General features: G+C 50.4%; 10 protein-coding genes. All 10 read left to right on the top strand.

Annotated features, from left to right (window positions below):
* The first annotated feature begins 364 nt into the window (after nt 1-364).
* The 10 genes from LZ463_RS16750 to tpiA all read left to right on the top strand — a co-directional run bounded on the left by LZ463_RS16750 (nt 365) and on the right by tpiA (nt 12,131).
* A complete protein-coding gene (locus tag LZ463_RS16750) occupies nt 365-2,080 on the top strand; it encodes an acetolactate synthase 3 catalytic subunit (RefSeq protein ID WP_241456952.1) in 1,716 nt (571 codons plus the stop codon).
* Nucleotides 2,080-2,571 carry an acetolactate synthase small subunit gene (gene ilvN, locus LZ463_RS16745; protein ID WP_241456951.1) on the top strand — a complete coding sequence of 164 codons (492 nt, stop codon included), beginning with the start codon at nt 2,080-2,082 and terminating at the stop codon, nt 2,569-2,571. The genes LZ463_RS16750 and ilvN overlap by 1 nt, the downstream gene beginning before the upstream one ends.
* Before the next feature lie 57 nt (nt 2,572-2,628).
* On the top strand, nt 2,629-3,645 hold the full coding sequence (gene ilvC / locus LZ463_RS16740; protein ID WP_162041822.1) for a ketol-acid reductoisomerase: 1,017 nt from the start codon (nt 2,629-2,631) through the stop codon (nt 3,643-3,645).
* Between the two features lie 214 nt (nt 3,646-3,859).
* Nucleotides 3,860-4,315, top strand: coding sequence for a hypothetical protein (locus tag LZ463_RS16735; RefSeq protein WP_241456950.1), 456 nt, complete (start codon nt 3,860-3,862; stop codon nt 4,313-4,315).
* A gap of 186 nt (nt 4,316-4,501) precedes the next feature.
* Nucleotides 4,502-5,365 (top strand): CDP-diacylglycerol--serine O-phosphatidyltransferase, encoded by an 864-nt coding sequence (pssA, locus tag LZ463_RS16730; RefSeq protein ID WP_241456949.1) that lies wholly within the window; start codon nt 4,502-4,504, stop codon nt 5,363-5,365.
* A gap of 400 nt (nt 5,366-5,765) precedes the next feature.
* Complete coding sequence (locus LZ463_RS16725; protein ID WP_241456948.1) at nt 5,766-7,304, top strand: 2-isopropylmalate synthase; 1,539 nt, start codon at nt 5,766-5,768, stop codon at nt 7,302-7,304.
* A gap of 140 nt (nt 7,305-7,444) precedes the next feature.
* Complete coding sequence (rpsO, locus tag LZ463_RS16720) at nt 7,445-7,714, top strand: 30S ribosomal protein S15 (protein ID WP_110253976.1); 270 nt, start codon at nt 7,445-7,447, stop codon at nt 7,712-7,714.
* 214 nt (nt 7,715-7,928) lie between these two features.
* Complete coding sequence (gene pnp, locus LZ463_RS16715) at nt 7,929-10,067, top strand: polyribonucleotide nucleotidyltransferase (protein WP_241456947.1); 2,139 nt, start codon at nt 7,929-7,931, stop codon at nt 10,065-10,067.
* Nucleotides 10,068-10,224: 157 nt separating this feature from the next.
* Nucleotides 10,225-11,214 carry an NAD(P)H-quinone oxidoreductase gene (locus LZ463_RS16710; protein WP_241456946.1) on the top strand — a complete coding sequence of 330 codons (990 nt, stop codon included), beginning with the start codon at nt 10,225-10,227 and terminating at the stop codon, nt 11,212-11,214.
* Between the two features lie 173 nt (nt 11,215-11,387).
* On the top strand, nt 11,388-12,131 hold the full coding sequence (gene tpiA / locus LZ463_RS16705; protein ID WP_241456945.1) for a triose-phosphate isomerase: 744 nt from the start codon (nt 11,388-11,390) through the stop codon (nt 12,129-12,131).
* The last annotated feature ends 6 nt before the right edge of the window (nt 12,132-12,137 follow it).

Genomic DNA, 12,137 nt, shown 5'->3' with positions numbered 1-12,137 from the left:
AAAACTTTCTATTCTTATAGAATTTTCCTTGACCAAAATGCTGCGACGCAGTACCTTGTGAGTCCGCTCCAAAATCTCGGGGCATAAAATACCTGCATGGAGCAGCCCACAATGCTGTCACCAACAGGTTCGCTTTAAGAAGCTGTTTGTTCTGACCCATGCCACAAGCGTGAGAAGTCGTCGTTGTAAAGCCTGAACACTGATTGAACGAGTGCACTAAGCCTTGCCTGGCACCATATCCAACGGATGTGTAAAGGGGAACGTGAACGCACGTAAAGGGATATCCGCTTACAGTATTTGCATGTCGATTTCGCCAGGAAAGAACATCCGATCAATCTCCTATGGACCTTGAAAGGACAACAAGATGAGTTCAGAATTTACAGGCGCAGAGATACTGGTCAAGTGTCTTGCCGAAGAGGGTGTTGAGCATGTGTTCGGATATCCGGGCGGTGCCGTACTCTATATCTATGATGCGATTTTCAATCAGGACAAGTTTCAGCACATCCTGGTTCGTCATGAGCAGGCGGCAGTTCATGCTGCTGATGCGTATTCCCGTTCTTCCAATAAAGTCGGCGTGGCTCTGGTCACTTCCGGGCCCGGTGTGACCAATGCGGTAACCGGTCTGGCAACGGCTTATATGGATTCCATTCCAATGGTCATCATTTCCGGGCAGGTGCCAAGTGCCGTTATCGGCCAGGATGCCTTCCAGGAGTGCGATACTGTTGGTATTACCCGTCCCTGCGTCAAACACAATTTCCTGGTGAAAGATGTCAGGGATCTGGCTGAGACGATCAAGAAAGCGTTTTTTATCGCGACTACCGGTCGTCCTGGCCCTGTGCTGGTGGATATCCCTAAAGATATCAGCATGCACAAAACCACCTACAGTTACCCTAAAACTGTCGAAATGCGCTCTTACAAGCCGGTCGACAAAGGACATGCGGGACAAATTCGCAAAGCCGTGCAGCTGTTGTTGCAGGCTGAAAGACCCATGATTTACACCGGCGGTGGCGTCATTCTGGCGCAGGCATCGCCAGAGTTGAACAAGCTGGTCGATATGCTGGGTTTTCCCTGCACCAATACCTTGATGGGTCTCGGTGCCTATCGTGCCAGCGACGAAAAATTTGTCGGTATGCCGGGCATGCATGGTACTTACGAAGCTAACATGGCCATGCAACACTGTGACGTGCTGATCGCCATAGGTGCACGTTTTGATGATCGTGTGATTGGCAACCCCAAGCATTTTGCTTCGCATCCGCGCAAGATCATTCATATTGATATTGATCCTTCATCGATTTCCAAGCGTGTCAAGGTCGATATTCCTATTGTTGGCAATGTCAAGGACGTGTTGCAGGAAATGCTGTCGCAACTGAGCGCCATTGAGACGCGCCCGGACGCCAAGGCGCTGGCAGCCTGGTGGAAGCAGGTCAATGAATGGCGTGGTCGTGAATGCCTGAAATACCCGACTTCGAATGAAGTCATCAAGCCGCAATCCGTGGTTGAAAAAGTCTGGGAAGTGACGAAAGGGGATGCCTTCGTCACCTCTGACGTGGGTCAGCACCAGATGTGGGCTGCCCAGTACTACCGTTTTGATAAACCACGTCGCTGGATCAATTCCGGTGGCCTGGGCACCATGGGTGTGGGTTTGCCATACGCCATGGGTGTGCAGATGGCTAACCCTGATGCGACGGTGGCCTGCATCACTGGCGAAGCCTCGATACAGATGTGTATACAGGAACTGGCAACCTGCAAACAGTATCACCTGACACCCAAAATCATTTTGTTGAACAACCGCTTCCTTGGCATGGTCAGACAGTGGCAGCAGATTGATTATGGTTCACGTTATTCAGAGTCTTACATGGATTCTTTGCCTGACTTCACCAAACTGGTGGAAGCCTATGGCCACGTCGGCATGAAGATAGAAAACCCGGCAGACGTGGATGGTGCTGTGCGTGAAGCCTTTGGTATGAAAGACAGACTGGTATTCATGAACTTCATCACGGATCAAACCGAAAACGTCTGGCCCATGGTGAAAGCCGGTAAAGGCCTGACTGAAATGTTGCTTGGTTCGGAGGATCTGTAATGAGACATATTATTTCCATCCTTCTTGAAAATGAAGCCGGTGCCTTGTCCCGTGTGGTTGGTTTGTTCTCTGCCCGTGGTTATAACATTGAAACGCTGACCGTAGCACCAACTGAAGATGCAACCTTGTCCCGTATGACGATTGTCACAACAGGTTCAGACGACATCATTGAGCAGATCACCAAGCATTTGAACCGCCTGATTGAAGTCGTCAAGGTGGTTGACCTGACCGAGGGCGCGCACATAGAACGCGAACTGATGCTGATCAAAGTAAGAGCGGTTGGCAAGGAGCGTGAAGAAATGAAGCGCACCGCAGATATTTTCCGTGGCCGCATCATTGATGTCACCGAAAAAACCTACACCATAGAATTGACTGGCAATAAAGGTAAATTGGACGCCTTCATAGACTCAATCGACCGTGCGGCAATTCTGGAAACGGTACGTACCGGTGGTTCAGGCATAGGACGCGGTGAACGCATCCTCAAGGTTTAAAAAAATAGTTTCAGGCATACGCCCCCCTGCAAAAATACTTAATTATTAGGATACAAAATGAAAGTTTTCTACGACAAAGATTGTGATCTCTCCCTGATCAAAGGCAAAAACGTTGCCATCATCGGCTACGGTTCCCAAGGCCATGCACATGCACAGAACTTGAATGATTCCGGTTGCAAAGTGACTGTCGCCCTGCGTAAAGGTGGCGCTTCATGGGACAAGGCAAAAAATGCCGGTCTGAATGTGGCTGAAGTGAATGATGCAGTCAAAGCAGCTGATGTCATCATGATCTTGCTGCCAGATGAAAACATCGCCCAGGTGTATGCTGAAAATGTCGCTCCTCACGCCAAACAAGGCGCTGTGCTGGCATTTGCCCACGGCTTCAATGTTCACTACGGTCAAGTCGTGCCACGTGCCGATCTGGACGTCATCATGATCGCTCCTAAAGCACCAGGCCACACTGTGCGTGGAACTTACAGCCAGGGTGGCGGCGTACCTCACCTGATCGCTGTGTACCAGGATAAATCCGGTTCTGCCCGTGACATCGCCTTGTCTTATGCGATGGCCAATGGTGGTGGCCGTGCTGGCATCATTGAAACCAACTTCCGCGAAGAAACAGAAACTGATTTGTTCGGTGAACAAGCAGTTCTGTGCGGTGGTGCGGTTGAACTGATCAAGGCTGGTTTTGAAACCCTGGTTGAAGCTGGCTATGCACCAGAAATGGCTTACTTCGAATGTCTGCATGAATTGAAACTGATCGTTGACCTGATCTATGAAGGCGGTATCGCCAACATGAATTACTCGATCTCCAACAATGCAGAATACGGCGAATATGTAACTGGCCCTAAAGTTGTTACAGAAGACACCAAAAATGCCATGCGTCAATGCCTGAAAGATATTCAGACGGGTGAATACGCGAAGAGCTTCATCCTGGAAAACAAGGCCGGTGCGCCGACTTTGATTTCACGTCGTCGTCTGACTGCTGAGCATCAGATCGAAGAAGTGGGTGCTAAATTGCGTGCCATGATGCCATGGATTGCTAAAAACAAGCTGGTTGATCAGTCCAAGAACTAATCTGTAAGATCGCCGGGCGTCATCCAGCCTGCGTTTGCAGGCGAAGGCTGCCCCAAGGCTAAAAAGTCGTCCATTTGGGCGACTTTTTTTGTTTTTATACGTGTTCGGCAAAGTAGGAAGGCAGAATTTCATTTTTATAATGCAATAATGAGGTGCGCGACAGACAGCTATCTGGATTAGAATCTTCTGAATAGCCATAAGCTGGATTTGATTAATGAAAGAGCAAGCAGAAATTGATAGCGCTTTTCCACCCCACGGACAGTTTCGCCTTTATCTCGATGGCCGTATCCTGGTGACGGAGGTGCAGGGCCCCTGGAATGTGGAATTGGTCAGACGTTGGGCTGCAGAGGTACGCCCCTATTCACTGCAGCTTATGCCGGACGGCCCCTGGGCGGGGCTTGCTCTTATCAAAGGTTCAATGCTGAGTACGCCGGAGGGGATGGAGGTTCTGGCAGAAATTACTGCTAACGGCGCGCAAAATCTGGGGTGTGTTGCCAATGTGGTGGTTGCCGCCGCTGACGTCGCGGGGCGGGGTGTGATTGAATCGCAGTTTCAGCGTATTTATGAAGGGGTTTGTGCATACGGCTTCTTTTATGAAATCGACGAAGCCAGACGCTGGCTTAATGCATTGCTTGCATCTCTCACCGATACTGCGGAAGGTCCGGTCTGATTGTTCGTGCCAGGTTTGAGTACGAAAAGGTCGGACAAATACGATTTGAAATGTATATTGCATAGATAAACATGCGGGAGTGGGCATCTGCGTGCTTGTTTTCATTGGTAATGATAGGCGTTATACTTCGCGCACTTTTCAGATCTTGTTCAGGCAAGAGGTATTTTACAAATTTCGAATGTAAGAATGGCACCTATACTAAAACGAAAGCCCAAAGGCAGTTTCAAGCTTTTCCCCAAGAGCATGCGCAAAAGTCAGCAGACTACAGCGCGCGAGGGAAATGATTTGCAGGTGCCGGCCAAGCCCCGGCGTGGTATTTATCTGTTGCCAAATGCATTTACTACCGCAGCTCTGTTTTGCGGCTTTTACGCCATCGTCATGGCAATGAACCAGCGTTTTGATCAGTCCGCGCTGGCGATATTTGTTGCCATGGTGCTCGACAGTCTTGATGGCAGGGTGGCGCGTATGACGAATACCCAAAGTGAATTTGGTGCGCAATATGACAGTTTGTCCGACATGATTTCTTTTGGCGCGGCACCGGCACTCGTCGCTTATGAGTGGTCGCTCAAAGGCATGGGAAAACTGGGTTGGCTGGCGGCTTTTGTCTATTGCGCCGGCGCTGCTCTGCGTCTGGCGCGTTTCAATACCAATATAGGTGTGGTGGACAAACGTTATTTCCAGGGTTTGCCGAGTCCTGCGGCAGCAGCCCTGGTTGCTGGTTTTGTGTTGTTGATGGAAGATCTGCATTTTCTCGGGCGTGAACTAAGCTGGAGCACCTGGAGTATTACCTTGTTTGCCGGACTGACCATGGTGACAAATGTGCCTTTCTACAGTTTTAAAGATGTCAATTTGCGTCGGTCTGTTCCTTTTATTGCACCGTTTCTGATTGTCCTGGCTTATGTGGCTGTGGTCAGTGATCCGCCAAAGGTCTTGTTTGGGCTATTCGTCTTATATGGCCTGTCCGGCTATATTGTTTTGCTGTGGCGCTGGCGCAAGGGCAGGCCGGTCAGCATAGTGCAAACCAGTGTTGAGCCGCACGACGAGAAATGATGCTGTGTGTAGCGCACATCACCAGATTAAATTCGGAATTTTTGAACGGAAGCCGCCTTACGGAAAATGTATGGCGGCTTTTTTGTTTTTACGCCGGAGAAAAACGGGATTTTCCTGCTATAAATTCTTGCACTTTTTTCGATTCGCGCTTATAGTCTTTGACATGAACTTCGTATCCACATCAATAGCAAAAAACACTATGGCAGGCCTGTCTGGTCTGCTATCGCTATTGCTGGCGTCTCTACTAGCGGTTACGCGCTAAATCCCCCTATACCCACAATTCGAGTAGCCTCACCACCCATGTGCGTCTTGCAGGGGTAGGCCGGAGAATATTCAAAACAAGCTTTATCTTTATTTTCCAGTAACGATCAGTCTTTCAATTCAATTCAGGAGTATTAGCATGGCCGACAAACTCATCATATTCGACACAACCTTGCGTGATGGCGAGCAATCACCGGGCGCATCCATGACCAAAGATGAAAAAATCCGTATTGCCAAACAGCTGGAAAGAATGAAAGTCGATGTGATTGAGGCGGGTTTTGCTGCTGCTTCACCAGGTGACTTTGAATCGATCAAGGCAATTGCTTCCATCATCAAGGATTCGACTATTTGCTCTTTGTCACGGGCCAATGACCGCGACATCGCGAGAGCGGCGGAGGCATTGCAGGCGGCGCAGCGCAAGCGTATTCATACCTTCATTGCGACTTCTCCCTTGCATATGGAAAAGAAATTGCGCATGACGCCTGACCAGGTGCTGGAGCAGGCCATACAGGCTGTCCGTTATGCGCGCAATTTTACCGATGATGTCGAGTTCAGCCCTGAGGATGGCAGTCGTTCCGATATGGATTTTTTGTGTCGCGTTCTGGAAGCCGTCATCAAGGAAGGCGCAACCACCATCAATTTTGCGGACACTGTTGGTTATGCCGTGCCTGAGCTCTACGGCAATATGCTGAAATCCCTGCGTGAACGCATCCCCAATTCTGACAAGGCGATCTGGTCCGTGCATTGCCACAATGACCTGGGTATGGCGGTGGCGAATTCCCTGGCTGGCGTCATGATAGGCGGTGCGCGTCAGATTGAATGTACGATCAATGGACTTGGTGAGCGTGCCGGTAACACGGCACTGGAAGAGATCGTCATGGCGGTACGCACCCGCAAGGATTATTTCGACCTGCAACTGGGTATAGACATCAGCCAGATCGTACCGGCGTCCAAACTGGTATCGCAAATTACCGGTTTTGCGGTGCAACCCAACAAGGCGGTGGTGGGGGCAAATGCCTTTGCCCATGCATCCGGCATCCATCAGGACGGCATTCTGAAAGCACGTGATACTTATGAAATCATGCGCGCAGAAGATGTTGGCTGGACAGCGAATAAGCTGGTGCTTGGCAAATTGTCTGGTCGAAATGCGTTCAAGCAGCGCCTGGAAGAGCTGGGCATAGAGCTGGAGTCGGAAACGGAAGTCAATGCTGCATTTGCACGATTCAAGGAGCTTGCTGACAGGAAAGCAGAAATTTTCGATGAAGATATTCTGGCCCTGGTATCCGATGAAGAGCACGCCCACAATAACGATGCCTTCCATTATGTGTCTTTGTCGCAGCGTTCGGAAACAGGTGAGTTGCCTTTCGCCAAGGTCGTATTCACCTCGGAAGGCAGGGAAGTCACTTGCGAAGGCAATGGCAATGGCCCTGTTGACGCCATCGTCAATGCCATTGACTCCAAGGTGCAGAGTGGCGCCGAGCTGCTGCTGTTCTCTGTGAATGCGATTACGACGGGTACGCAATCGCAGGGTGAGGTGACCATGCGCTTGTCCAAAGCGGGTCGTATCGTCAATGGTGTCGGTGCCGATCCTGACATTGTTGTTGCCTCGGCGAAAGCTTATTTGTCAGCCTTGAACAAGCTGCAATCAAAAACCGAGAAATTGAACCCGCAGATATAAAGCGATTTGATTCCGGCGTAAAACGGTGTTATAGTCACGCGTCCCGTCATTTCGGCGGGATTTGTTATTTCACGATAATGATGGTTATGTTGCTGTTTTGTAAATACGGCTACTATTGTTATCGCATGTTAAGGAAAATCATGTCTATCGAAAAAAATGCAAAAGCCGCTATCGTAGCGGACAATGCCCGTGGTCAAAATGACACAGGCTCTCCTGAAGTGCAAGTTGCTCTGTTGACTGCACGTATCAATGACCTTAATGGTCACTTCAAGGCACATTCCAAAGATCACCACTCCCGCCGTGGTTTGATCATGATGGTTAACCGTCGTAAGAGTCTGTTGTCTTACCTGAAGGGTAAAGACCTGAATCGCTATCGCTCCCTGATCGAAAAACTCGGCTTGCGTAAGTAATTCTTGCTGTATTTGGCAAATAATTTGTAGCAAAAAGCCTGCGTCAGTTTTCTGTCGCAGGCTTTTTGTCCATCTAGAGTTTTAATTTTCCCCGTTTTAGCCCGGTTTTTGATGTAAATATTGAAAACAGGCAAAAAGCAATCCAGGCGGATTGCTCGTGGTGAGGTGAACGACAGCGCCTGAAAATCTGTCGGCAAAATAGAAAGGACACATTGTGTTTAATAAAATTACCAAAACCTTCCAATATGGCCAGCACCAGGTCACGCTGGAAACCGGTGAAATCGCCCGTCAGGCTTCTGGCGCGGTCATGGTATCTGTAGAAGATACTGTTGTACTGGCAACTGTTGTTGCAAAAAAAGACGCAAAACCAGGTCAGGATTTCTTTCCTCTGACCGTGGATTACATGGAAAAAACTTACGCTGCCGGTCGTATTCCAGGTGGTTTCTTCAAGCGTGAAGGTCGTCCATCAGAAAAAGAAACGCTGACTTCCCGTTTGATCGACAGACCTATTCGCCCTCTGTTTCCAGAAGGCTATCTGAACGAAGTTCAGGTCATTGTGCATGTATTGTCCGTCAATCCAGAAATTGACCCTGACATCGCCGCCATGATCGGTGCTTCTGCTGCCATTTCTGTTGCTGGCATCCCATTCAGTGGTCCGGTTGGTGCGGCACGTGTTGGTTATATCGATGACCAATATGTATTGAACCCGACAGCAACTCAATTGAAACAATCCAAGCTTGATCTGGTGGTTGCCGGTACTGAGCAGGCGGTGTTGATGGTTGAATCTGAAGCGCAGCAATTGTCTGAAGAAGTCATGTTGGGTGCGGTGGTCTATGGTCATACGCAAATGAAGGCTGTGATTGACGCCATCCATGAACTGGTACGTGACGGCGGCAAGCCTGAAGTTGAATGGGCGCCAGCTCCCAAGAATGAGCCGCTGATCGCTGCTGTTACTGCGGTGGCAGAGCCTTTGTTGCGCGCTGCTTATCAAACCAAAGAAAAACAAGCCCGTACAGAACAACTGAAGTCAGCAACTGCTGCAGTTGGTGCTGCCCTGGCTGAGCAAGCCGCTGCCAAAGGTGAGGCTGCTCCTGATTCTGCCGAAGTCGGCAATATCCTGTTTGATCTGGAGGCGAAGATTGTTCGCTCCCAAATCCTGGAAGGCGAGCCACGTATTGATGGTCGTGATACACGCACTGTGCGTCCTATCACTATCCGCACTGGCGTTTTGCCACGTACGCATGGCACAGCCCTGTTCACGCGTGGTGAAACCCAGGCTCTGGTGATTGCTACTCTGGGTACTGCCCGTGACGAGCAAAAAATCGATGCGTTGATGGGTGAATACTCTGACCGCTTCATGCTGCATTACAACATGCCTCCGTTCGCTACTGGCGAAACGGGTCGTGTTGGCACGCCAAAGCGTCGTGAAATCGGTCATGGTCGTCTGGCTAAGCGTGCATTGCAGGCTGCTCTGCCTGATCCGGAAGATTTCAGCTACTCCGTTCGTCTGGTTTCTGAAATTACTGAATCCAATGGTTCGTCTTCCATGGCTTCCGTCTGCGGTGGTTGCCTGGCGTTGATGGATGCCGGCGTGCCAATGAAAGCACACGTTGCCGGTATCGCCATGGGCCTGATCAAGGATGGCAACAAGTTTGCTGTTCTGACAGATATCTTGGGTGATGAAGATCATCTTGGCGACATGGACTTTAAAGTGGCCGGTACTGCAGAAGGTATTACTGCCTTGCAGATGGATATCAAAATTCAGGGTATCACTAAAGAAATCATGCAAGTCGCTTTGGCTCAAGCCAAAGAAGGCCGCGTGCATATCCTGGGTAAAATGCAGGAAGCCGTGCCGGTCGGCAAAACCGAACTGTCCGACTTTGCTCCACGCCTGATCACAATCAAGATCAATCCTGAGAAAATCCGTGATGTTATCGGTAAGGGTGGTGCTGTGATCCGCGCCTTGACAGAAGAAACCGGTACGCAAATTGACATCAGTGATGAAGGTATTGTGACGATCGCTTCTGTTGACGCCGCTGCCGGTCAGGAAGCCAAACGTCGTATCGAAGAGCTGACAGCTGAAGTTGAAGTTGGCAAGACTTACGATGGTACAGTATTGAAATTGCTGGACTTCGGTGCCATCGTGCAAATCATGCCGGGCAAAGACGGTTTGCTGCATATTAGCCAAATCGCCAATGAGCGCGTGAATGCTGTCGCCGACTACCTCAAAGAAGGTCAGCAAGTGCGCGTTAAAGTGCTGGAGACGGATGATCGCGGTCGCTTCAAGTTGTCCATGAAGGCAGCCGTTGCAGAAACTGAGGCGCCAGCGCAACAGCAACAACAGCAGCAGTAATTTCTTTGCGGCCTGGTCCGCATAAGATGAAAACGCCCGTCCTTGTACGGGCGTTTTTTTATTCGCTTAAAATTCAGGTTTGACGAATTTGAGATCACATCTGGTTTTGTGACAGGGTGCCAATACATGAAAAGGATGTTTGAAAATGAATGCTGAAATGCGCGCAATTGAAATCACTCAGTACGGCAAGCCAGAGGTGTTGCAGCTTTGCGTGCGGCCGATGCCGGTGCCGGGTGAGGGGGAGTTGCTGATCAAGGTCGCTGCGGCAGGGGTTAATCGCCCTGATGTATTGCAGCGCCTCGGCTTTTATCCTGTGCCACCCGGCGCGTCGGATTTGCCTGGTCTGGAAGTGGCAGGGGAGGTGGTTTCCGGCGATCTGGCGGGCACAGGCTTTCAGCTTGGTGATCAGGTTTGTGCTCTGGTGCAGGGGGGCGCCTATGCGCAATATTGCGTTGCACCGGTCGGACAGTGCCTGAAGGTGCCGCAGGGTTTGTCTCTGATCGAGGCGGCATCTTTGCCTGAGACTTATTTTACGGTGTGGAGCAATGTGTTTCAGCGTGCCCAGTTATCGATAGGTGAAACCTTCTTGGTGCAGGGTGGTACTTCCGGTATCGGTGTTGCAGCAATACAAATAGCCAGGGCAATCGGGCATCGTGTATTTGCTACCGCAGGTTCGGATGATAAATGCCGGGCGACGGAAAGGCTGGGTGCTGAGCGTGGCATCAATTACAAGACAGAGGATTTTGTTGAAGTTATCAAGGAATTGACAGCGGGGCGCGGTGTGGACGTGATTCTCGACATGGTGGCTGGCAACTATGTGCCTAAAGAAATCAATTGCCTGGCTGATGACGGCAGGCTGGCCATTATCGCCTTGCTGGGCGGGAATGTTGCCGAGCTTGACCTGGGGCAGGTTTTGCGCCGTCGCCTGACCGTCACCGGTTCAACTTTGCGGCCGCGTTCTGTGGCCTTCAAGGCGAAAATTGCCAGGGAGTTGCAGGATCAGGTCTGGCCCTTGCTCGCGTCAAAAGAAATTGAGCCGGTCATACATCATGTCTTCCCTTTGGCGCAGGCCGCTAAGGCTCACGCCATGATGGAGGAGGGGTTGCATATAGGTAAAATCATGCTGGACCTTACGCAGCTTGACTAGTCTTTCTGTGTCGCTGATGCGCCACAATGGCCAAACTTATTGCTGGAAATTGTCATATTGTTAGCTGTTAGTGTGCAAATTTTTGTCGACAGCGGGGATAATCTTCTCCTTGGTGGTTTGACCCTGCTTGCTCTGAACGCTACAATAGACGGTTATTTATATTTTGGCTTACTATGCGACGCACCTTAATAGCCGGTAACTGGAAAATGAATGGCAGTTTTGCCGCCAATCGGTCCTTATTATCTGAAATCAAGGCGGGCTTGCCCGCGAATCTGCTGTGTGATGTGCTGGTTTGCCCTCCAGCGCCATATTTGGTGCAGGCTGTGGAGTTATTGTCCGGGTCTGCCGTGATGGTTGGGGCGCAAGATGTGTCCGTGCATACGCAGGGTGCATTTACCGGTGAGGTGTCTGCTGCAATGCTGCAGGACGTTGCTTGCAAATATGCAATTGTCGGACATTCTGAGCGTCGGGCCTATCATGCTGAAAGCAATGAGCTAGTTGCACAAAAAACACAGCAATTGCTGACGGTGGGTGTGCGGCCTGTCGTTTGTGTCGGTGAAACACTGGAGCAGCGCGAAGGCGGGCAGACCAATGAAGTGGTTGCTGCGCAGCTCAATGCAGTATTGGATGTGGTTGACAACCTGTCTGACCTGGTGATCGCCTATGAGCCTGTCTGGGCAATTGGCACTGGTAAAACGGCAACACCAGAAATGGCACAAGAGGTGCATCATTTCCTGCGTCGGCAAGTTGCTGTCAGGGATGCCGGTGCTGCTGAAAAAGTGCAGATTTTGTATGGTGGTAGCATGAAGCCGGAAAACGCCAGGGAGTTGTTGGCAATGCCCGATATTGATGGTGGCTTGATAGGTGGCGCAGCACTGAAATCGCGAGACTTTCTTGCAATTATCGCTGCCAGCTGATTGATT

The organism is Undibacterium paludis (assembly GCF_022568815.1).
In the GTDB taxonomy this organism is placed as follows: domain Bacteria; phylum Pseudomonadota; class Gammaproteobacteria; order Burkholderiales; family Burkholderiaceae_D; genus Undibacterium.
The sequence above is the reverse complement of the archived record's forward strand: the minus strand, read 5'-3'. Positions and strand labels throughout refer to the sequence as shown.